The organism is Nitratiruptor sp. YY08-26 (assembly GCF_016593215.1).
Taxonomy (GTDB): Bacteria; Campylobacterota; Campylobacteria; order Campylobacterales; family Nitratiruptoraceae; genus Nitratiruptor; species Nitratiruptor tergarcus.
The window spans coordinates 1,601,712-1,623,435 of the sequence record NZ_AP023063.1; the positions used below are offsets into that span (position 1 = coordinate 1,601,712).

Here is a 21,724-nt window from a genome sequence, read left to right on the forward strand (position 1 = left end):
TTTAAGTTTTGTTTAATTTTTGTATAATTGTAGCAAAAATTACTAAAAGAGGTTTTAAAATTGGCAAAATTTAAGATGGTCACAGACTTCTCTCCAGCAGGAGATCAACCAAAAGCAATAGAAAAACTTACACTCTCTATCAAAGAGGGCAACCGCTACCAAACACTTTTGGGAGTCACAGGAAGCGGTAAGACATATACAATGGCAAAGATTATTGAAAATCTGCAAATGCCAACTCTTATCATGACACACAATAAAACCTTAGCAGCACAGCTTTATAGTGAATTCAAAGGATTTTTCCCAAAAAATCATGTAGAGTATTTCATAAGCTACTACGACTACTACCAGCCAGAAGCATACCTTCCAAGACAAGATCTCTTTATTGAAAAGGATAGCTCCATCAATGATGAGCTAGAGCGTTTGCGTCTCAGTGCGACAGCTAGCCTTTTAGAGTATGAAGATGTGATAGTAGTTGCATCAGTAAGTGCAAACTACGGACTTGGAAACCCTCATGAATATAGAAAAATGGTCTTTAAGTTTGAAGTGGGAAACGAGATTGGCCAAAGAGAGCTTCTCTTGCGCCTTTTAGAGATGGGATATAAACGCAACGATAAATTTTTTAATAGAGGAGATTTTCGTGTAAGCGGAGATGTAATCGATGTCTATCCAGCATACTTTGAAGAGGAGGCTGTGAGAATCGAGTTTTTTGGAGATGAGATCGAATCAATCTACATTTTCGATCCCCTCACAAACAAGAAATTAACTGATAGAGACTCTTTTACCCTCTACTCAGCTAGCCAATTTATCGTAGGACAAAATCGTCTTGCAGAAGCAGTTAAATCGATTGAAGAAGAGCTTGAAGAGCGCTTGGAGTACTTCTATAAAGAGAATAAACTTGTCGAATATCAGCGTCTCAAACAACGCACTGAATTTGATCTAGAGATGCTTGAGACCACAGGAACATGTAAAGGTATTGAAAACTACTCGCGCCACCTCACTGGTAAAAAACCTGGCGAAACGCCCTACTCGCTCCTTGATTATTTTGAAGCAATGGGCAGACCATACCTCATAATTGTTGATGAGTCCCATGTGAGCCTTCCCCAATTTCGCGGGATGTATGCGGGAGACAGGAGCCGCAAAGAGGTGCTTGTAGAGTATGGATTTAGACTCCCTAGCGCACTTGATAACCGCCCACTCAAATTTGAAGAGTTTATCAATAAAGCGCCCCACTATCTCTTTGTTTCAGCCACCCCAGGTGAATTAGAGCTTGAGCTCTCGAACGTAGTAGCCGAGCAGATTATTCGCCCAACAGGTCTACTTGACCCTCTCATTGCGTTGGCTCCAAGTAGCAGGCAAGTAGAGATTTTACATGATGAAGCCAAAAAGGAGATCGAAAAAGGAAACAGAGTACTTGTCACAACCCTTACAAAAAAGATGGCTGAAGACCTCACCAAATACTATGCAGATCTTGGGCTTAAAGTACGCTATATGCACTCTAAAATTGATGCAATCGAGCGAAACCAGCTTATACGAGGTTTGCGTAGAGGAGAGTTTGATATTCTTGTGGGTATCAACCTCCTGCGAGAAGGGCTGGATCTGCCAGAAGTAAGCCTCGTAGCAGTGCTTGATGCAGATAAAGAGGGCTTTTTAAGAAGTGAGACAAGCCTCATTCAGACAATGGGACGAGCAGCAAGAAATGCAAGTGGGAGAGTCATTATGTTTGCAGATAAAATTGAAGAGTTTCAAGAACTGCAAAACTCAGAAGATCTTAAGCAGATAAAAGAGAAAATTACAGGCTCAATGTATCGCGCTATAAAAACCACGCTAGAGAGACGTACAAAGCAGGATGCCTACAACAAGGCTCACGGCATTACACCAAAAACGGTCAAACGACGCCTCGATGAAAATCTCAAAAGTGAAGATCTCGATAAACTCTATGAGCGCAAAAAAAAGATGGAAAAGATCCCTCCAAGCGAAAAAGAGAAAATCATCAAAGAGCTGCGTAAAGCTATGCATGAAGCAGCACAAAAACTTGAGTTTGAGGAGGCAGCAAGACTCAGAGACGAAATCGAAAAAATCAAGGCTCTATAGGCTTGAAATCCCCCTCTTCCTCATCAAAATACTCAATTTCACCAGATTCAATTTTATAATACCATCCATGCAAGAAGAGTTTATCAGCTTCTACCCTCTCTTTTACTGCAGGATAAGTGAGGAGGTTTTGAAGTTGCACCAAAATTGAAGCCTTTTCTGTAGTACGCAACAAAAGCTCATTATCTTCGGTGCCAACAGTATCAATCGCAATCTCTTTTGCAGGCTCTCCAATCTCAAGCCATTTTTTAATATGTATAAGCTCAATATTTTGCGGGATCTCTTTATAGAGACTCTCACACGCACCACAGTGACTATGCCCACAAATAATAATATCTCTTACTTCTAACACACTCACAGCATACTCAATCGCACTCGCTGTTGCATGAAAATCGTTATCAGGTTTAAATGAAGGAACAAAATTGCCAATGTTACGAAAGACAAAGAGATCTCCTGGCTTTGCTCCCGTAATGAGATCTGGAACAACGCGTGAGTCGCTACATCCAATAAAAAGTGTTTTTGGACTCTGTCCCTTTGAAGCAAGCTCTTCAAAGAGTTTTTCATACTTTTTAAAATGGATTCTTTTAAATTCTTGATAATTATCTATAAATTTCTTTATATGCATAGTATCCCTTTTGGTTGATTTTAGTCAACATTTGTTAAAATTTTTCTTATAACAGCAAAAGGTGGTGCATGAATCTCAAAGATCCAAAACTCTACATTAATAGAGAGCTCTCTTGGCTCAAATTTAATACACGCGTTCTTGAAGAGGCACAAGATACAACTAATCCACTTTTAGAGCGTCTTAAATTCATCGCTATATATGGCACCAATCTCGATGAGTTTTATATGATACGCGTTGCAGGACTCAAAAAGCTCTTTAAATATCGCATACGCGTCACTGGACCAGACAAAATGACGCCTCTTGAACAACTACGAGCCATAAGAGAGTATCTCCACGACGAAAAAAAAGAGCTTGAAAAGACTTTTTTTGCAATCATTGAAAAATTAGCCAGGGAGGGATTAAGGCTTGTTAACTATGAAGATCTTGATGCACAAACAAAAAGAAAAATTAATGAGTATTTCCATACAAATCTCTATCCTGTTATTGTCCCTATCGCAGTAGATGCCACACACCCATTCCCTCATCTCAATAATCTTAGTTTTGCACTTGCATTGAAGCTGAGCGATACAAACAATCCTAATGACATTAAATACGGATTAGTACGTATTCCCCGTGTTCTTCCTCGTTTTGTTCAAATAGAAAACACATATATTCCTATTGAGTCCATCGTCCAAGCGCATCTAGAATCTCTCTTCCCAGGTTATACAATCTTAGCTTCTGCCCCATTTCGTGTTACACGCAATGCAGATATTGAGATAGAAGAGGAAGAGGCAGACGATTTTATGGAGCTTTTAGAAGAGGGACTCAAACTTCGTAGAAGAGGAGAGATAGTACGACTTGAGATTGGCGCAAACGCAGAAGATGATCTTATCAATTTTCTCAAAGAGCATATATATATAGAACAAGGTGATATCTATCGCTACAATATTCCTATTAATCTTGGAGCACTCTGGGAGATAGTATCAAATAAAAACTTTCCTCATCTCCTCTTTGAGCCATATACACCAAAGATTCTTCCCCCATTTGATACAAATGAGCCGGTATTTCATATAATAGAGCATGAAAATGTTATGCTCTACCACCCTTATGAGAGTTTTGATCCGGTAGTGCGCTTTATTAAAGAAGCAAGCAAGGATCCTGATGTACTTGCTATTCGCATGACTCTTTATAGAGTTGGAAAAAATTCCCCTATTGTCAAAGCTCTCATTAATGCAGCAGAATCTGGCAAACAGGTTACTGCCATGGTAGAGCTTAAAGCAAGATTCGATGAAGAAAACAACCTCATCTGGGCAAAAGAGCTTGAAAAAGCAGGTGCACATGTCATTTTCGGCATACCAGGATTTAAGGTTCATGCAAAAATCGCACAAGTAATAAAAAAAGATGGTGACAGACTCAAACAGTATGTGCATCTTGCTACTGGTAACTACAATCCAAGTACAGCAAAAATTTATACCGATGTGAGTCTCTTTACAGCTGATAAAGATATTACTGCAGATGCTACCCGTTTTTTCCACTTTCTCACAGGATTTAGCAAAAAGACAAAACTCAAAACCCTCTATATGTCGCCTTTTCAAATAAAACCTAAACTCTTACAAATGATTGATGAGGAGGCAAAAAAAGGGAGTGAGGGGCATATTGTTGCAAAAATGAACTCACTCGTAGATCCTGATGTAATACTTGCTCTATATAAAGCGAGTCAAGCAGGTGTAAAAATTGATCTCATCATCAGAGGTATCTGCTGCCTGCGCCCTGGAATTGAAGGAGTAAGTGAGAATATTCGTGTCATATCTATAGTTGGAAAGTATCTTGAGCATGCAAGAATTTTCTACTTCAAACACTCTTTTCCACAAATCTATATCTCTAGTGCAGATTGGATGCCAAGAAATCTTGAGCGCCGTATAGAGCTCATGACACCAATATTTGATAAGAATATCGCTGAAAGACTATTAGAGATCTTGCAAATTCAGCTCAAAGATAATGTCAAAGCAAGAATACTTCTACCAGATGGAAACTACATTAAACTTCACCCTGAAGAGGGAAAACCAAAAATCAACTCCCAACTTTTAATGGAAGAGTATGCAAAACTCCTCCATACATCCCACCAAAAAAATACAACAAGCAAGGCCAAAAGACTTGCAAAGAGACTTTTGAAGGAGAGCTAATGCTTTTACGCTATAAAGAGTGGTTTCCAAAAATTGGCCAAAATGCATGGATCGCTCCAGATGCAACAGTAGTAGGAAATGTGGAAATTGGAAAAGAGAGCTCCATATGGTTTGGATGTGTTATACGCGGTGATGTACACTACATCAAAATAGGAGATCGTACAAATATTCAAGACTTAAGTATGATTCATGTCACCCATTATAAAAAGCCTGATATGAGCGATGGCTATCCTACTATCATAGGCAACGATGTAACAGTAGGGCATAGAGTGATGCTACATGGATGTACTATTGAAGATGCATGTTTGATTGGTATGAATGCTACAATCCTTGATGGAGCTGTAATAGGAAAAGAGTCGATTGTAGGAGCTGGAGCACTGGTCACTGGCGGGAAAAAATTTCCTCCAAGAAGCCTCATTTTAGGAACTCCAGCAAAAGTGGTAAGAGAACTGACAGACAAAGAGGTAGCAGAGCTTTATGCAAGTGCAAAGAGGTATGTTACATTTAAAAATGAGTATATTGATTTTATTCAATAATGCATAATATAACTTCAAATTATTACTATATTAAGGTAGAGTTATAATCCTTAAAATTTTAAATAATTTTTTACTTACATTATTTTTTTTATAATTTTTTTTTAAACACAAAAGGACTATAATACCTCGTACCAATTTTTATAAAGGGGCAGAATATGGCAAGAATTGTTGTGTTAGGAGCAGGTGTTTCTGGACATACTGCTGCTACTTTTGCTAAACACTGGCTTGGAGACAAACATGAAGTAGTAGTAGTGTCTCCAAACAGCAAATGGAACTGGATTCCATCAAACATCTGGGTTGGTGTTGGTGAAATGGCACCAGAAGATGTTGTATTTGAGCTTGCGCCAGTCTATCAAAAAGCTGGAATCGATTTTAGACAAGCTAAAGCTGTCTCTATCCATCCAGAAGGAAAAGAGGGAAGTGACAGACCTTACGTTACAATCGAATATACCGATCCAAATAAGGCTGGACAGACTGAAGAGGTAGAGTATGACTACCTTATCAATGCGACTGGTCCAAAACTCAACTTCGCTGCAACTCCAGGACTTGGACCAGATGAAGGTAATTCACTCTCAGTTTGTACATATCTCCATGCAGCAGAAGCAAATACCCATTTTCAAAATGCAATTGAGCGTATGAAAAAAGGGGAAAAAGTAAAATTCCTCATCGGTACCGGACACGGTATGTGTACATGTCAGGGAGCTGCATTTGAATATATCTTCAACATCGAGCATGAGCTTCGAGAAGCAGGCGTAAGAGATAAAGCAGAAATCAAGTGGATCTCTAATGAGCAGTTCCTTGGAGACTTTGGTGTTGCAGGTCTCCATATCAAATGGGGCGGCCATATCGTAAGCTCTAAAGTGCTTGCAGAATCTTTGTTTGCAGAGCGCGGCGTTGACTGGATTACTGGAGCACATGTCAAAGAGGTACAAAAAGGAAAACTCCAATATGAACTTCTCGATGGAACAGAAGGAGAAGAAACATTTGACTTTGCAATGCTTATTCCTCCGTTTAGCGGCGTAGGTCTTAAAGCTTATGATAAAGCTGGTAATGACATCACTGATAAAGTTTTTGCACCAAATGGCTTTATGAAAGTTGACGCAGACTACACTCCAAAACCGTTTGAAGAGTGGAAAGCAAGCGACTGGCCAAAATATTATCAAAACCCAGATTATCTCAATATGTTTGCAGTAGGTATCGCATTTGCACCACCTCATCCAATCAGTAAACCGGCAAAATCAGTTAATGGCACACCAATCACACCAGCACCTCCAAGAACAGGTATGCCTTCAGGAATTATTGGTAAAACTGTTGCACAAACAATTACAGAAGTCATTAACGGTAAATATAGCCTCGAAGAGGTGAAAGAGAAAGGTCACCACGCCTCTATGGCAGAGATGGGTGCAGCGTGTGTTGCTTCAACTGGTAAGAGCCTCATGAACGGTTCTGCAGTAGCATTGACCGTTTATCCTGTTGTACCTGATTATGATAGATTCCCAGGAACTGGTCGTGATCCAGACTACACTTTTGGTGAAATCGGTCTTGCAGGACACTGGATTAAACATATCCTCCACTATATGTTTATGTGGAAAGCGCAGCTCAAGCCGGGCTGGACACTCATCCCTGAATAAGATAAAGGAGCAATAATGGCTTATCAAGAGATTCAAAAAAATATCAAACCTTATGACAACAAAACATATGGTACAATGGTACCTGGTCCTTTTCAAAGGTTCCTAAGAACTTGTAAAATCTGGCAATTTATCAGATTCATTATCATCAACCTCAAAATGCTCGCAGTCGTTTCTAAATCTCACCATTAAAAAAAGGGGCTTTTGCCCCTTATACTCAAAGGATCATTATGGCCAAAATTCTTACCTATCCTGATCATACTCTTTTGCAAATTTCTGGGCTTGTAAGAGATTTCAAAGATCCAAATCTTGGGCAGATTATTGATGAGATGAAACAGACAATCGAAGAAAACAGTCTCCAAGCACTTGCAGCCATTCAAATTGGTGTGCCATTAAGAATTATCGTACTTAAAAAAAATAATGATTATGAAGTTATGATAAATCCTGTCATTTATGGCAAAGAGGGAAAATATTTTGCTTCACGTGAGAGTGATGAGAGTTTACCAAACATAGAAGTAACCGTTAACCGCTACCCTGTTATAAAAATCATGTATGAAGATAGAGAAGGAAATCAAAAGTTTTATATTGCCAAAGATGATGAAGCAGTATTATTGCAGCGAAAAATCGATATGGTTTTTGGCGGTTATCTGTTTGATAAGCTCTCAAAAAAAGAGCAAAAGAAGTTTTTTAAAGAGTATGGCAGCTATGGCGATACATGCCCTACCTCTTTTGTCAAAGATAAGATTCTTACAGCTTTGCGTCTCTTTTTAGTTGGGCACTTCGTTTTACTTATATTTGCACTTTTTGCAAACTTTGCAAAGTTTGTTCTCTCGTACAATACCCCTCTTTTTATACTTGAATTTGCATGGCTTATTTTTTATGCGCTCTATGCAAAATATGAGACAACAAAATATAAAAACTGTACATCCTGTCAAGGGGCCAATGTATTTGGTACCAGTGCAATCTATTTGGCTGTTATTATAGTGCTCTATGGAGGATCATGGCTCATAAAAAGTTTTTAAACATAGAGAACCTCACTATTGCTGCAATTTTTGCCGGTATCGCTTTTGGCTACTTTTTTCCTGTACTCTCGCTAGATCTCAAAGTCATTGGCGATATATACCTCAAACTTTTAAAAATGCTCATTATCCCTCTTGTATTTGCTTCAATTTTTATTGCAATCACTTCTCTCAGTGGCAAAGAGGAGCTCAAATCTATCGGAATTAAAGCCTTTGCATACTATCTTACAACCACTGCATTAGCGGTGATTTTAGGGCTTTTTATCTTTCATCTCTTTAATCCAGGAGCGGGAGAGCATCTGCTGCAACTACCTTCAAATTTCTCGGTAGAACACAAAGATCTAAGTATTAACGACTTTTTACTCTCTTTTATCCCAGCAAATATTTTTGCAGCTCTCAGTAAAGGTGCGATTTTACCTATTATCTTTTTTACAATCCTCTTTGCAGTAGGAGCACTCTTTATAACAGAGCAAAAACGCACAACTCTCTACAACTTCTTTGATAGTGTCAATGATGCAATGATGGTCCTTGCAAAATGGGTAATCACTTTAACCCCAATAGGTGTTTTTTCTCTCATCGCTGCAACTGTTGCAAAAAATGGATTAGATCCTATATTCAATCTCTATAGCTATGTGCTTACTGTTTTAGCTGCCCTTGCAATCCATGCGCTTCTTACACTCCCTGCACTTGCCTTTTTTATTGGAAGGTTTAATCCCTATAAATATTTTTTACAGATCAAAGAGGCTCCACTTATAGCATTCTCTACTGCTTCAAGCTCTGCTACACTCCCTGTAAGTCTAGAAGTTACTGAAGAAAAGGGAGGAGTAAGTAAAAAAGTAGCAGGATTTGTACTGCCTCTTGGAGCTACTATCAATATGGATGGCACGGCTCTGTATGAATCGATTGCAGTAATGTTTATTGCAAATATAAGTGGAGTTGAGCTCACATTAGCACAGCAAATTACTATCTTTATCACCGTTACATTCGCTTCTATCGGAGCAGCCGGCATTCCTGGGGCAGGTCTTATTATGATGACGATGGTACTCGATAGTGTAGGACTACCAGTTGAATCAATTGCACTGATTATTACAGTTGATCGCTTTTTGGATATGTTCAGGACTGCTGTGAACAACTGGGGAGATCTGCTGGGAGCGAAGTTGATTCAGAGGCTTTTGTAGCTTTTTTTGTCTTTTTTGCACTTTTGCTAAATTTAATTAGATCTTCAGTAGTAATAATTTCATCTGGAATCTTCTCTAATGCCATTTGTACAAGCTTATATGCTGTAAGAGCATCTGCATAGGCGCGGTGACTCACAAGTGTATTAATACCAAGATTTTCATTGAGGTACTCTAAACCATACCGCTCACTTTGAATTGTTTTTCTTGCAAGATCTATAGAGCAGAGCTTCCTGTTTGCTAGTTTTTCATAGCCTAACTGTTCCAATTTTCGTGAGATAAAGTTGTAATCGAAATTGACATTATGGGCTACAAATACACTATCACCCAAAAACTTCTTAAATGCAAGCAAGACCTCTTTTTGACCAGGAGCGTGAGCCAGGTCATCAAGCTCAATGCCTGTTAGTTTGGTAATATACTCTGGTACCTCTTCAGCAAAGACAAAACTTTCAAAACGATCAATAATTTCACTTCCTTGAAACTTTATCGCCCCAATCTCAATTATCTGTGAAAACTCAGGTTTGCTTCCATTGGTTTCAATATCGACTACTACAAACTCCTGCTTTAAAAAAGGAGTTTTTGCAGTTTTTAAAAGAATGTGATCATCTTTTTGAGCTAGAGGAAATCCTCGTGCAAGGAGTGTCTGGTAGAGTAGCTCAGGATCTTCAGTCAAACCAAAAATCGATTGTAAAAGAGCATAAAACTGCTCAAGAGGATAATCTTTTTTTATAAGTCTATATGCAAGTTTTTCTAATTTATTCAAACTTTACCTTTGCGATAAATTCGCGCACCTTTTTGGGATCTTTTTTGCCTTTTTTTGCTTCTACGCCGCTACTTACATCTACACCATAAAAATCATACTTTTTCACTTCACCTACATTTTGCGGTGTAAGTCCTCCTGCTAAAATAATTTTGGAGCAATCTATCCCTTCGAACCACTCGAGCGCCACTCTTTTTCCTACTCCTCCAAACTGAGGAACATACGCATCCACGAGGCGGTACCGGTTGGCAAACCTCTTGATATCATCTTTACTGCGTGCTCTTACTACCGGCAATGCTTTAATAGTAAGTGATTCTATAAACTCTTCATCCACATCAAAATGGAGTTGTGCTAAACTCATATTGGTTGCACTGCATACCTCTTCGATAAAATCTTTCGTAGCATTGACAAAAAGCCCTACCCGCTCTACAAAAGGGGGAAGATCAGCAACGATCATAGCAGCCTTTGCAGGATCTATATAGCGAGGTGAATCTGGATAGAAGACAAATCCTAAAGCATCAGTCCCTGCTTCAATGGCAACAAGAGCATCCTCAAGATTTGTGATACCGCATATTTTAACGCGCACACCTACACCTTGAGGCTTTTAATAGCTGTAGCATAATCTCTATGACCAAAAACGTAGCTGCCAGCAACTACAATATCAACTCCAGCAGCTTTGAGCTCATGAATATTTTTGTCACTTACTCCCCCATCTACTTCTATGAGGCAAGAAGGATTTTTTGCTTCTATAAGACTTTTAAGCTCTTTGATTTTATCATAGATTGGGATAAATTTTTGTCCACCAAATCCTGGATTAACACTCATCAAAAGCACCATATCCACATATTTTACTATCTCACTCAAGCAACTTACTGGCGTTGCTGGGTTGATAACAATTGCTGGAGAGATATCATGTGATCGTATCTTTTGCGCAATTCTATGGTGATGCTTTTCACTTTCATAGTGAAAAGATATATATTTTGGCTTCAATGGAGCAAAGAGATCGACAAAAAAGGTGTTATCTTCTACCATCAAATGCACATCCAGAGGCTTCGTTGCCACTCCAGCCACTGCCTTTGCGACAACCGGTCCTATCGTCATATTTGGCACAAAGTGACCATCCATGACATCAACATGGACAAGATCAGCTCCTGCTTCACAAATCGCCACAACCTCTTTAGCCAATATCCCAAAATCTGCACTCAAAATACTTGGTGCTACAAACATGCTTTGCCTTTTGAAAAAATTGCTATAATTATAGCAAAAGTAATAGCTTAAATATAGTTTAAAATAAGTTAAATTTAAGGGAAAATAGCTATAATTGCAAGCACAAAATCATAAAAAGGTTATGCTATGTCTAAAAAGTGCCAAATTACAGGTAAAAAGCCGATGACTGGCCACAATGTCAGCCACGCAAATAATAAGACGAAGAGAAGATTTTTACCAAATATGAGAACTGTACGTGTTACACTTCCAGATGGAACGAAAAAGAAGATAAAAGTCTCAGCAAAAGGCTTGCGCATCCTCAAAAAGAAAAACTTCGAACTCTCTTAAGAGTTCTCTTCCCCAAGGATCCCTATGCACTTCCAGCTCTTACCACTAGCAAATAGTATTGCAGATGTCGATGGCTTTTTTTGCGATGGAGTGCATGCGGGACTCAAAAAGGATGGACTTGACGTAGGCTTCATCTATAGCGATACTCTGTGTGATATAAGTGCAATTTTTACTTCTAACCGTTTTCAAGCTGCGCCAATTAAACATTTCCAAAAACATGCTATCACACAAACAAATTTCATTCTTACCAATTCCAAAAACGCCAATGCGATGACAGGCAAAGCTGGTATAGAAGATATCGAAGAGATTCTCTCCTCTTTAGATTTTCCCATGCAAAATCCTCTCATGAGCTCAACTGGCGTCATTGGAGTGAGACTTCCTAAAGAAAAAATTATAGATGCAGCCAAAAGGTTTTATTTGCAAGCAAAAAATGCAGACAACTTCGCTCGCTCCATCATGACAACCGATACATTTCCAAAAAGTGTTGGGTTTGAAGTGCGCTTAGAAGATGGAAAGAGCTTTCGCATTGCTGGCATTGCAAAGGGTGCTGGGATGATTGATCCAGCACTAGCTACAATGCTCTGCTTTATTGTAACAGACGCTGCAATTCCAAAAGATGATATGGATAAGCTGCTCAGAAAAAATGCTGAAATATCCTTCAATGCAATAAGTGTGGATGGAGACAGATCTACTAACGATTCAGTCTTTTTACTAGCAAATGGCAAAAGCGAAGTATATGAAAAAGAGGCTTTTGATTTTGCACTACAGCAGATCATGCACCGCTTAGCACTCCTTATAGTCAAAGATGGAGAAGGGGCAAAAAAACTTGTAGCTTTTAAGATTACAGGCGCTAAGTCAAAGGAAGAAGCAAAAAAAGCGGCAAAAGCACTCACAAACTCTTTACTTGTTAAAACTGCTCTTTTTGGTGAGGATCCAAATTGGGGACGTATAGCATCCACCATAGGTGCAAGCGGTGTGACATGTGATGAAGAGAAGCTTCGCATCTCATTTGAAGATGTTTTAGTCTATGATAGAGGAGAGATTCTCTTTAGTAAAGAGCAAGAAGAAAAAGCTCATAAAGTTATGCAAAAAGCAGAATTTACAATTACGTGCGATCTTGGCGTTGGAAAAGAGAGTTTTACAGCTTATGGATGTGATTTAGGCTATGAGTATGTGAAGATTAATGCAGAATACAGAACCTAAATGCTACAATTTATAAAAAAGGAGTTATTATGCTAGAAGAGTTTCCACAAGAGTTGATTCAAAAAATCAGACAAGAAAATCCACACTTCGATAAAATTATAGAAAAACATGAAGAGCTTAAAAAAACTGTCCATGAAGTAGAAGAGGGACGTGAGCATATGGAAGATCTCGAGCTTGAAAAACTCAAACTCGAAAAACTGCGCCTCAAAGATGAAGCATACCAGATCGTTATGCAATATAAAAAAGAGCATGGACTATAAAAAATGGGTTTACACAAACTCCAAAAGAAGCTAGAAAAGATATTTTCCCACCCAATCCCAGCAAACCTTGACTGGAGAGGGGTGGAGAATCTTTTGAAACATCTTGGATTTACAGTTGAACATACAAAGAAAAATCATATTAAAGTGATTGATAAGGAAGGCAAAGAGCTATTGCTCATTGTCCACAATCATGAGATAAACAGTAAAGAGGAGATAACAAAACTCAAGCACTTTCTTCAAGAGCATGGCATCACGGATCAGACAAAGCTCTGATCCTACGCCTCACTCTCAGAAAATCTTCCCATACTCATAAGTTTTTCATAACGCTTTTCAAGTCTCTCTTCTACACTCATCTGCTGCAACTGCGCAACGCTTTGCAAGTAGTACTCTTTAAGAAGTTTTGCAGCACCCTCTTTATCTCTGTGCGCTCCAATGAGAGGCTCTTCAATAATATCATCTATGAGGCCTAACTCTTTGAGATCCTCAGCAGTAATTTTGAGTGCTTTCGTGGCCTGCTCTACTTTGCTAGGATCATTCCATAAAATTGCTGCACATCCCTCAGGGGATATAACGCTAAAGACAGAGTAGCGCATCATTGCAAGCTTATCTGCAACACCAATCGCAAGGGCTCCACCACTTCCACCTTCTCCAATGACAATTGATACAGTAGGGACTCTCAGTCTACTAAATTCAAAGAGGTTTCTTGCAATTGCCTCACTCTGCCCACGCTCTTCAGCACCAATACCAGGGTAAGCTCCCGGAGTATCAACAAGCATCAGCACAGGGATATTAAACTTCTCTGCCATTTTTGCAAGGCGCAGCGCTTTGCGATACCCTTCAGGGTGAGGCATACCAAAATTTCTTTTGATCTTATTTTTGGTACCGCGTCCCTTTTGCTCACCAATGAGCATTGTTTTTTGATTGTCTACATATCCAATAAAACAGACTATTGCAGGATCATCGCGAAAACATCTATCGCCATGGATTTCATAGTAATCATGCATGATTAAACGTACATAATCAAGTGCATAAGGGCGATCCGGATGGCGGGCAAGCTGTAATTTTTGATAATCGCTAAGATTTTTGTATGTTTTAGCAACCTCTTTTTCGAGATCTTTTTCTAAAATCTCTATTGCTGCACTATCACCCCGCGCTTTTGCAGCTTCAAGTTCAGATTCAATCTCTTGGATCTTCTTTTCAAAATCGAGATATGTTGCCAAATCAAACCTTTTTGAATACTACTACACCGTTTGTCCCACCAAATCCAAAAGAGTTACTCATTGCAACTTCAATATCCGCCTCTCTTGCTTCATTTGGAACATAATCGAGATCGCAATCTGGATCTGGCTCTTCATAGTTGATTGTAGGAGGAATAATGCCTCTATCCATCGCCATAAGAGTAATAACTGCTTCAATTGCCCCTGCTGCTCCTAGGCAGTGTGCTGTTTGGCCTTTTGTAGAGCTTACAGGAGGGCAGTTCTCTTTGCCTCCAAAAGCTTTTTTGATTGCCATTGTCTCATACCAGTCATTATACTTCGTGCTTGTACCATGAGCATTGATATAGTCTACTTTCGTCACACCAGCCATTTGGAGTGCTGCACGCATTGCTCTATATGCCCCCTCTCCTTCTGGAGCTGGCGTAGTAATATGGTTTGCATCGCCACTTTCACCAAATCCGATAAGTTCAGCATAGATCTTCGCACCTCTTGCTTTTGCTGCTTCATACTCTTCAAGCACCAATGCACCACTCCCCTCTCCCATTACAAAGCCATTTCTCTTTGCATCAAATGGGCGTGAAGCGTGTTTTGGATCATCGTTATAGGTTGAGAGCGCCTTCATTGCTGCAAATCCTCCTATTCCAATAGGGCAGATAGCAGCTTCAGCTCCCACCACAAGCATGCGATCAGCACCACCTAGCATGATAGTCTTGGCGGCCTCAGTAATCGCATGTGTTCCTGCTGCACATGCAGTAACACTTGAGAGGTTTGGACCTTTGAGTGTATGCTCAATAGAGATAAATCCCCCTAACATATTCGCTAATGCTGAAGGGATAAAAAATGGGCTAATACGTCGTGGACCTCTTGTGTGGCAGATGACAGCATTTTTCTCTATTGTTGCAAGACCCCCAATGCCTGAAGCAGAACTGATACCAAACTTTTCGCGCTCTACACTCTCATCAATTCCCGCATCAACCATAGCTTCTCTAGCAGCTTTGATACCTAGTTGAATAAATCTGTCAGCCTTTTTCACCTCTTTAGGATCCATTACTGTTTTGGGATCAAAATCTTTTACCTCTGCAGCTATACGTACAGATTGATTTGAAGGATCAAAAAGTGTAATTGTATCTACTCCACTCTCTCCTCTTATAATAGCATCAAAAGCACTCTCTTTATCATGTCCTAGTGCATTGATCATACCGAGCCCGGTTATTACCACTCGTCTCAAAACATCTCCTTGGCTTAATCTCTAATAAACCTAACTCTCTTAGACTTATTAAAGATAAAGCCGGGATAAACCCGACTATTTCATTAAGATTTATGCTCTTGGATATATTTTACTGCATCTTCAACTGTTTGAATCTTTTCTGCATCCTCATCTGGAATCTCAATACCAAACTTCTCTTCAAGTGCCATAACAAGCTCTACTACATCGAGGCTATCAGCACCGAGATCTTCAACAAATCTTGACTCAGGTTTTACCTCATCAGGATTTGCATTGAGTTGCTCAACAACAACCTCTTTCACCTGTTCAAAAATATCCGCCATCAGTTACTCCTTCTAAAATGTTATCGACCAATTCTATCAAAAAAAGATTTAACTCTTTATAAATACATACCACCATTGACTTTGATTGTTTCACCTGTGATATAACTTGCACCATCACTGAGCAAAAAGGCTACAGTCTCGGCTACCTCTTTTGGATCTCCAAAACGTCGCAGAGGTATTTTTTCGATGTAGCTCTGTTTGATATCATCTTTGAGCGCATCTGTCATATCGGTAGCAATAAAGCCAGGTGTTACGCTATTAAAGCGAATCCCTCTTGCTGCGCCTTCAAGAGCAAAAGATTTTGTCATTGCTATCATACCGCCTTTGCTGGCACTATAATTAACCTGTCCAGCATTTCCCGTCTCACCAACGATAGAGGAGATATTCACAACACTACCAAAACGCTTTTTGCTCATAACTTTCAAAGCTTCTCTACAGCCAATAAAAGCACTTGTAAGATTTGCTCTAATGACTGATTCAAAATCCTCCACGCTCATGCGAATAGCGAGCTTATCTTTTGTAATCCCAGCATTGTTCACAAGGTAGCTCAACTCTCCATCACTATCGATGATTGTTTTGATTGCATCTACAAAAGCCTTCTCATCACTCACATCAAATCCAATAACTGCAGCTTCTCCCCCTGCAGCCTCAATCTTTTCTTTGAGTCTATCTGCCTCTTGTGCACTGCTGCGATAGTTGATCCAAACTTTGAGGCCATATCCAGCTAAAACCTCAGCAATCTTTGCACCAATTCCCCTACTAGCACCAGTTACAAGCACATTTTTACCGCCAAATTTCATAGCTCCCCTTTATCGAAAATTTAATTAAATTTTAGTAACATTTCACTTCAAACCAGATTAATTGCACTAGGTTATCGATGCTATACTATCTCTATACGATTTTTCATCTCAATCTTTTTCAATATATCACTGTACGAGCAGGATTTGCATTTTTTATAGCCTTTATATTTACACTCTTGCTTTTACCAAGATTTATTCAATGGGCCCAGCAAAAAAACTCCTATCAACCTATCTACTCTCTTGCACCCGAGCACCATCAAAAAAAGGGTTCCACTCCTACAATGGGTGGTGTTGTATTTACTTTTACTACACTCCTTGCATCTTTTCTCAGTGCAAAAATATCTAATCATTTTGTCATTGCTGCATTTTTACTCATTTGTAGTTATCTCTATATTGGCTTTATCGATGATTGGGGCAAAGTGGTAAAAAAATCCAATACGAGTGGACTCACAGCCAAGCAAAAGTTTCTTTTGCAGATCTTTTTTGCATTTGGTGTGAGTCTCTATCTCTTTTTCATAGCACATCTTGACTCTCATCTATTTATACCTTTTTACAAATATCCTCTTTTTGATATGCATCTTTTTGCACTTCTTTTTTGGACACTGGTGATTGTAGCTACATCCAATGCTGTCAATCTCACTGACGGACTTGATGGTCTTGCTACAGTCCCTTCTCTTTTTGCTCTTGCATCATTAGGGATTATTAGCTATCTTACAGGCCATGCGATATTGAGCTCCTATCTCCTCTTGCCAAAAATATCAGGCGCAGGAGAGCTAAGTGTCGTAGCTGCAGCTTATGCTGGCAGTCTCATAGCTTTTTTGTGGTACAACTGCCACCCAGCACAAATTTTTATGGGAGATAGCGGAAGCTTACCGCTTGGAGCATTCATTGGCTATATTGCAGTAGTTGCAAAGAGTGAGATTTTGCTCCTGCTCATTGGGTTTGTGTTTGTTATGGAAGCTGTGAGTGTCATTATCCAAGTAGGAAGCTATAAACTGCGAGGTAGGCGCGTTTTTCTCATGGCTCCTATTCATCACCACTTTGAAGAGAAAAAGTGGGATGAGAGCAAAATAATCGTGCGGTTTTGGATTATTGCTTTTATTACAAACATCATAGCTCTTATTACACTAAAGATTCGTTAATGATAGCTCTTTTTGGCGCAGGAAAGACGACAAAAGCGATTGCAAAAAAATTCAAAGATGTAGTCTTTTTTGAAGATATTTCTCATACATATAAAGATGAGGAGGGGTTTTTTCATCGCCCTTCATCCGACTATGATCCGACGAAATTTTCTATAGCAGTACCAAGTCCAGGCATTCCACCCTCTCATGAACTTATACAAAGAGCAAAAAATCTCTTAAGTGAATATGATCTCTTTGCTGCTACCATGCCCTTTAGCATTTGGATAAGTGGCACAAACGGAAAAACCACAACTACACAGATGATTACGCATCTATTAAAAAAATATGGTGCCGTCAGTGGAGGCAATATCGGCACTCCACTTGCAGAGCTTTCGCAAAACGCCCCCATCTGGGTACTAGAGACAAGCTCCTTTACTCTGCACTACACACATATTGCTAAGCCAAATCTCTATGTTTTGCTCCCCATCACCCCCGATCACATCAGCTGGCATGGTAGTTTTGCTAAGTATCAGGCAGCAAAACTTAAACCTCTCTCATTTTTAAAAGAAGGAGAAGCAGCTATCGTTCCACAAGAGTTTGCAAATACTCCATCCAATGGCTACCTCATAGGATATGAAAATATCTATGAACTAGCCGTTTTTTTTGGAATTGTTCCTGAGAAAGTAAGATTTAAGGGGGCATTCCTCCTTGATGCCGTTTTAGCGCTAGCTGTGAGTAAAATTCTTTTTGATGAGATTGATTACGCAGCAATCAATAGCTTTACAATAGAAGAGCATAAGCAAGAGGAGTTTTATGATAAATTAGGGCGGCTTTGGGTTAATGATAGTAAAGCCACAAATATCGATGCAACTTTGCAAGCTGTGAAAAACTATCAAGATCGCCATATCCATCTCATACTTGGAGGAGATAACAAAGGAGTGGATCTTGAGCCACTCATACAAAATCTGCACAATGTCTCCCTCTATGCAATAGGAAAAGCAGCTCCTCATATCTTAGATCTTGCAAAAAAACATAATATCGAAGCAATAGAGGCAAAAACGCTTTCAAATGCAGTAAAACTCATCAAAAAGTGTCATACTCGCCAAAGCGTAGCAATTCTCTCCCCTGCTTGTGCGAGTCTCGATCAATTTAGCAGCTATAAAGAGCGAGGAACTCTTTTTAAAAAAGAAGTTTTAAGCTGATTTTCAAATTTTTCAAGTATAATTTCATTCAACTTCTTGGCCAGATAGCTCAGTAGGTAGAGCAAGGGACTGAAAATCCCTGTGTCGGCGGTTCGAATCCGCCTCTGGCCACCACTTCAAAATCTCCAAAAAATTGAAACTAAGAAGCATATTGAAAAACTTTTTAAGGTTAATAGATTTTAAATCATTACACCCTCTTTACACCTATTTGAAAAATCGTTACCCATTACTAACATTTTTTTCTGTAGCGCTTCAAGCTCTTTTTCAATTGCCGTATATCGTTTCTCAAGATCATCAATGATATCCATTCACCTATTTCTTTAGCCATATGATCTTGATTCATTTTTTTCTCTCCTTTTTGTATTTTTCGATAATCTCTTTTGCCTCATCTAATGTTATTTCAAGTTTATTCAAAGCCTCTTCACACTCAAAGCTCTTGACGATACGCTGATAGAGTTCTGGACGTGAGTGCTTCCATCTACTGAAGGTGTTCTCTGGCACATTGATAGCAGCTGCCATCTCTTTTGCTGTCATTTTTTCCTTTGGTATACTGTGATATGTATATATCGTAGATAATTATAGCTATTTTTATCATTTTTATTATTATATTGATGATACAATATTATCTTTTGAGTTTTATTCTCAAAATGTAGATAAATAGTTTAAAGCTTAAACGAATTATTCACATATTGCAATCAAAATCGATAAAGATGTGAAAAACTATTTATATTTAGTTTCAAAATCCTTAAAGTGCAAAAATCCATCAAAAAAGATAAAAAAACCGCTTCAAAGAGTATTGAAAAAACTCTACTTTTCAATTGATGATAGTAACGATATTGAACTCTTTGCAATTGGTTAATAGGATAATCCAGCAGATACTTATGAGGATGTAATCGGCTCTTGATCGCAATAGGCTGACTATAAGCAAAATTATGAGCAGCGTGGTTATGATATCCACATTAAGCCTCCATTGCAATCAAATCATTTGAAAGGGAGTGGATAAGATTCTCTAACAACTCTTTGGCTTCATTGATATCTTTGATTGAGAAGATTTGTGGAGCAAGCTTCTCGATAAGTTGTTTAATAAATGGTTGTAATACGCTTGCAAGCTCCTCATCAGTTCCAAATATTTCTTCTGAAATATGAACTCCTTTTTTTTCAATCGTTCAACTAAAAAAAATATCGGGGCACGCACCACCCACGCCCTCGATCTTCCATCCAGCACCTTTGATGTAAGCATCCATATAAGCATCAAATCACAATGGCTTGGATAGTTCCTCTTTGAGCCTCTCCACTATCCACACCTTCAGCAGTGCCTGCCTCGCCACTCCTATTTTACTTGCTTCCTCATCGATGAGATTGAGGATGTTTTGAGGTAGGTCAATATTTATCTTTTTGGTAGGCTGCTTTTTAACTTCTCCTACTCTTTTAGCCTTACCAAAATCAAGATACTCACTTATATCTTCGCCTCTATCAAACTTCTCATCAAACTCTTTAGCCGTTATACTCTTCATAGTTTCTCTCCTCGTTTTTTCTACATCTTCTCACACTTATGATCCTGATGTTTTCACCTCTATAGGTGAATATTGCAACATAGCACTTGCCATCGAGATAGCCGATAAGCGCATATCGCTCCTCGCCATCAATAATCTTGGCTGGCACGATGAGTGAGTCGTCATTTTCAAAGAGCGCTTTAGCCTCCTCAAAGTCTACGCCATGCTTTTGCTTATTGGCTTTGCTTTTGTTTGGATCGTATTCGATATGCACTTATTACCTTTGGTATAGTTTCTATATCGTATCTATTATAATTATTATATCATATGATATAATTGTAAGGATATTTTTAGATGCAAATATTCAATACAATACGCTCAAAGCAGCCATAGAACGCGGTATTGTTGGCATATTGCTTTCATTAATAGTTGTTATTCATGTATTGATAATTGCTTTTATTCTCTTTTATTGTTCTCCTTTTTATTCGCTTTTTGTCTGCTTTTGTTTGGTTGTTCATTATCCGAAATTCCAACGTTTCCCACTTTTCGCAACCTATAAGCTTTCTTTGATTCTATCTGTAACTATCTGCACCATATCTATCAAATGATACTCTTTGATATGGTTTCTTTCACCTGTGCGCCACACCTTCCAATACTTGCCATCATAGTGTGGATTATTCAACACTGGAAAAATATTTTGCTTACTATATCCACTCTAATCATCCTCATTGAGATATTTGAGTATCTGCTTTTGGATCAACTTGCCATTATTCAATCTCAAAATCGCCTGGAAACCATTGATAAGGTGTCTATCTTTTTCCTCTTGCTTTTTGCGTTTTTTGATCTCCTCGATATCTATCTCCTTATCCACTGGCCTGATATTTGCTAAAAACTTTCTCCATCTTAATACCTCATCATCATCAGTCGCTACATTGGTTTGATATATAAGCGGTTTTGTGTAAGCAATCTTACCCTGTCAGCTTTTTTTGATTTCCACTTGCACTTTATTACCATCGGTAATCGCTTCTATTTTTATAATATCATCACTGTCCTGCTCTATTTCAGCCGTGCCACTTTGCAGCTTTCCGTCTTTGTTTGTATGGCCAAGACTCAAAACTGTAGTTCCAAGTCTTTGCAGATCTTTGTGATGCGATATTTACCCACCTTTTTGTTTCTGGCCATAGCTCATTCACAATATCTTGCCACTGCTTTAGCATCCTTTTTATCCGATTACCTCTTGTTTGAGTTTTTCAATTTTTTGAATATACACCAGTATATTTTTTAGAACGTATCCAGTCCATTTTATATTCTTTAAGGTTTTTGGAAAATCAAA

Annotated in this window: 28 protein-coding genes and 1 tRNA gene; 14 read left to right on the plus strand and 15 right to left on the minus strand. The window is 38.8% G+C overall.

All coding sequences use genetic code 11. From position 1 onward, the window contains the following. The first annotated feature begins 60 nt into the window (after positions 1–60). Complete coding sequence (uvrB, locus tag JG738_RS08610; protein WP_305080194.1) at positions 61–2,091, plus strand: excinuclease ABC subunit UvrB; 2,031 nt, start codon at positions 61–63, stop codon at positions 2,089–2,091. Here the strand turns inward: uvrB and JG738_RS08615 are convergent. Further along, positions 2,078–2,713 carry a carbonic anhydrase gene (locus JG738_RS08615; RefSeq protein WP_201337511.1) on the minus strand — a complete coding sequence of 212 codons (636 nt, stop codon included), beginning with the start codon at positions 2,711–2,713 and terminating at the stop codon, positions 2,078–2,080. The genes uvrB and JG738_RS08615 overlap by 14 nt on opposite strands. Before the next feature lie 68 nt (positions 2,714–2,781). Here JG738_RS08615 and JG738_RS08620 point away from each other — a divergent pair, with 68 nt between their 5' ends. The 5 genes from JG738_RS08620 (at position 2,782) to JG738_RS08640 (ending at position 9,236) form a co-directional block, all read left to right on the plus strand. Then, the gene (locus JG738_RS08620) at positions 2,782–4,875 is read left to right on the plus strand and encodes an RNA degradosome polyphosphate kinase (protein WP_201337512.1); all 2,094 of its coding nucleotides are present in this window, start codon (positions 2,782–2,784) and stop codon (positions 4,873–4,875) included. After that, positions 4,875–5,411: a gamma carbonic anhydrase family protein gene (locus JG738_RS08625; protein ID WP_201337513.1), complete on the plus strand. Its 537-nt coding sequence runs from the start codon at positions 4,875–4,877 to the stop codon at positions 5,409–5,411. Before JG738_RS08620 ends, JG738_RS08625 begins: the two co-directional genes overlap by 1 nt. A 155-nt stretch (positions 5,412–5,566) precedes the next feature. Then, positions 5,567–7,042: an NAD(P)/FAD-dependent oxidoreductase gene (locus JG738_RS08630; RefSeq protein ID WP_201337514.1), complete on the plus strand. Its 1,476-nt coding sequence runs from the start codon at positions 5,567–5,569 to the stop codon at positions 7,040–7,042. Between the two features lie 227 nt (positions 7,043–7,269). After that, positions 7,270–8,061: a peptide deformylase gene (locus JG738_RS08635; RefSeq protein ID WP_201337515.1), complete on the plus strand. Its 792-nt coding sequence runs from the start codon at positions 7,270–7,272 to the stop codon at positions 8,059–8,061. Continuing rightward, the gene (locus JG738_RS08640; protein WP_201337516.1) at positions 8,040–9,236 is read left to right on the plus strand and encodes a dicarboxylate/amino acid:cation symporter; all 1,197 of its coding nucleotides are present in this window, start codon (positions 8,040–8,042) and stop codon (positions 9,234–9,236) included. Before JG738_RS08635 ends, JG738_RS08640 begins: the two co-directional genes overlap by 22 nt. Here the strand turns inward: JG738_RS08640 and JG738_RS08645 are convergent. The 3 genes from JG738_RS08645 to rpe are packed head-to-tail and all read right to left on the minus strand — an operon-like array spanning position 9,172 to position 11,220. After that, positions 9,172–9,996, minus strand: a complete 825-nt coding sequence (locus JG738_RS08645; protein ID WP_201337517.1) for a 3'-5' exonuclease — start codon at positions 9,994–9,996, stop codon at positions 9,172–9,174. The two genes, JG738_RS08640 and JG738_RS08645, sit on opposite strands and share 65 nt — an antisense overlap. Then, a complete protein-coding gene (locus JG738_RS08650; protein WP_201337518.1) occupies positions 9,989–10,579 on the minus strand; it encodes a phosphoribosylanthranilate isomerase in 591 nt (196 codons plus the stop codon). The genes JG738_RS08645 and JG738_RS08650 overlap by 8 nt, the downstream gene beginning before the upstream one ends. Before the next feature lie 2 nt (positions 10,580–10,581). Continuing rightward, on the minus strand, positions 10,582–11,220 hold the full coding sequence (gene rpe / locus JG738_RS08655; RefSeq protein WP_201337519.1) for a ribulose-phosphate 3-epimerase: 639 nt from the start codon (positions 11,218–11,220) through the stop codon (positions 10,582–10,584). Positions 11,221–11,346: 126 nt separating this feature from the next. On the opposite strand from rpe, the gene rpmB reads away from it, so the two are divergent. From rpmB to JG738_RS08675, 4 genes are read left to right on the plus strand one after another with little or no spacing between them, the layout of a single operon-like run. Beyond that, positions 11,347–11,547, plus strand: a complete 201-nt coding sequence (gene rpmB, locus JG738_RS08660; protein WP_084274671.1) for a 50S ribosomal protein L28 — start codon at positions 11,347–11,349, stop codon at positions 11,545–11,547. A 24-nt stretch (positions 11,548–11,571) separates the two neighbouring features. Beyond that, positions 11,572–12,750: a bifunctional glutamate N-acetyltransferase/amino-acid acetyltransferase ArgJ gene (gene argJ / locus JG738_RS08665; RefSeq protein ID WP_201337520.1), complete on the plus strand. Its 1,179-nt coding sequence runs from the start codon at positions 11,572–11,574 to the stop codon at positions 12,748–12,750. 29 nt (positions 12,751–12,779) lie between these two features. Beyond that, positions 12,780–13,010, plus strand: a complete 231-nt coding sequence (locus JG738_RS08670; protein WP_201337521.1) for a DUF465 domain-containing protein — start codon at positions 12,780–12,782, stop codon at positions 13,008–13,010. A gap of 3 nt (positions 13,011–13,013) precedes the next feature. Then, positions 13,014–13,283, plus strand: a complete 270-nt coding sequence (locus JG738_RS08675; protein WP_201337522.1) for a hypothetical protein — start codon at positions 13,014–13,016, stop codon at positions 13,281–13,283. Between the two features lie 2 nt (positions 13,284–13,285). Here the strand turns inward: JG738_RS08675 and accA are convergent, their stop codons facing one another. From accA to fabG, 4 genes are all read right to left on the minus strand, one after another. Next, the gene (gene accA / locus JG738_RS08680) at positions 13,286–14,230 is read right to left on the minus strand and encodes an acetyl-CoA carboxylase carboxyl transferase subunit alpha (protein WP_201337523.1); all 945 of its coding nucleotides are present in this window, start codon (positions 14,228–14,230) and stop codon (positions 13,286–13,288) included. 1 nt (position 14,231) lies between these two features. Beyond that, positions 14,232–15,455 carry a beta-ketoacyl-ACP synthase II gene (locus JG738_RS08685; RefSeq protein WP_201337524.1) on the minus strand — a complete coding sequence of 408 codons (1,224 nt, stop codon included), beginning with the start codon at positions 15,453–15,455 and terminating at the stop codon, positions 14,232–14,234. A gap of 83 nt (positions 15,456–15,538) precedes the next feature. Continuing rightward, positions 15,539–15,775, minus strand: coding sequence for an acyl carrier protein (gene acpP, locus JG738_RS08690; protein WP_084274677.1), 237 nt, complete (start codon positions 15,773–15,775; stop codon positions 15,539–15,541). A 56-nt stretch (positions 15,776–15,831) separates the two neighbouring features. Next, the gene (gene fabG, locus JG738_RS08695) at positions 15,832–16,575 is read right to left on the minus strand and encodes a 3-oxoacyl-ACP reductase FabG (RefSeq protein ID WP_201337525.1); all 744 of its coding nucleotides are present in this window, start codon (positions 16,573–16,575) and stop codon (positions 15,832–15,834) included. Positions 16,576–16,652: 77 nt separating this feature from the next. On the opposite strand from fabG, the gene mraY reads away from it, so the two are divergent. The 3 genes from mraY (at position 16,653) to JG738_RS08710 (ending at position 19,012) form a co-directional block, all read left to right on the plus strand. Continuing rightward, entirely contained in the window at positions 16,653–17,717 is a 1,065-nt protein-coding gene (gene mraY / locus JG738_RS08700) for a phospho-N-acetylmuramoyl-pentapeptide-transferase (RefSeq protein ID WP_201337526.1), read from the plus strand. After that, positions 17,717–18,898 carry a UDP-N-acetylmuramoyl-L-alanine--D-glutamate ligase gene (gene murD, locus JG738_RS08705; protein WP_201337527.1) on the plus strand — a complete coding sequence of 394 codons (1,182 nt, stop codon included), beginning with the start codon at positions 17,717–17,719 and terminating at the stop codon, positions 18,896–18,898. The genes mraY and murD overlap by 1 nt, the downstream gene beginning before the upstream one ends. 38 nt (positions 18,899–18,936) lie before the next feature. Continuing rightward, positions 18,937–19,012 (plus strand) — tRNA-Phe (locus tag JG738_RS08710). 65 nt (positions 19,013–19,077) lie between these two features. Here the strand turns inward: JG738_RS08710 and JG738_RS10525 are convergent. Together JG738_RS10525 and JG738_RS08715 are read right to left on the minus strand one after the other, a co-directional pair. Further along, positions 19,078–19,206 (minus strand): hypothetical protein, encoded by a 129-nt coding sequence (locus tag JG738_RS10525; RefSeq protein WP_255535973.1) that lies wholly within the window; start codon positions 19,204–19,206, stop codon positions 19,078–19,080. 31 nt (positions 19,207–19,237) lie between these two features. Beyond that, a complete protein-coding gene (locus JG738_RS08715) occupies positions 19,238–19,432 on the minus strand; it encodes a hypothetical protein (protein ID WP_201337528.1) in 195 nt (64 codons plus the stop codon). 178 nt (positions 19,433–19,610) lie between these two features. Between JG738_RS08715 and JG738_RS08720 the strand changes: the two genes are divergently transcribed. Then, positions 19,611–19,757: a hypothetical protein gene (locus JG738_RS08720; RefSeq protein WP_201337529.1), complete on the plus strand. Its 147-nt coding sequence runs from the start codon at positions 19,611–19,613 to the stop codon at positions 19,755–19,757. 397 nt (positions 19,758–20,154) lie between these two features. Here the strand turns inward: JG738_RS08720 and brnA are convergent, their stop codons facing one another. The 5 genes from brnA to JG738_RS08740 form a co-directional block, all read right to left on the minus strand. Next, on the minus strand, positions 20,155–20,412 hold the full coding sequence (gene brnA, locus JG738_RS08725; RefSeq protein WP_197685259.1) for a type II toxin-antitoxin system BrnA family antitoxin: 258 nt from the start codon (positions 20,410–20,412) through the stop codon (positions 20,155–20,157). Continuing rightward, positions 20,393–20,665, minus strand: a complete 273-nt coding sequence (locus tag JG738_RS08730; RefSeq protein WP_201337530.1) for a BrnT family toxin — start codon at positions 20,663–20,665, stop codon at positions 20,393–20,395. Before JG738_RS08730 ends, brnA begins: the two co-directional genes overlap by 20 nt. A 279-nt stretch (positions 20,666–20,944) precedes the next feature. Beyond that, positions 20,945–21,076 (minus strand): hypothetical protein, encoded by a 132-nt coding sequence (locus JG738_RS10530; protein WP_256432999.1) that lies wholly within the window; start codon positions 21,074–21,076, stop codon positions 20,945–20,947. Between the two features lie 30 nt (positions 21,077–21,106). Further along, the gene (locus tag JG738_RS08735; protein WP_201337531.1) at positions 21,107–21,262 is read right to left on the minus strand and encodes a hypothetical protein; all 156 of its coding nucleotides are present in this window, start codon (positions 21,260–21,262) and stop codon (positions 21,107–21,109) included. A 105-nt stretch (positions 21,263–21,367) separates the two neighbouring features. Beyond that, positions 21,368–21,505 (minus strand): hypothetical protein, encoded by a 138-nt coding sequence (locus tag JG738_RS08740; protein ID WP_201337532.1) that lies wholly within the window; start codon positions 21,503–21,505, stop codon positions 21,368–21,370. Between the last annotated feature and the right edge of the window lie 219 nt (positions 21,506–21,724).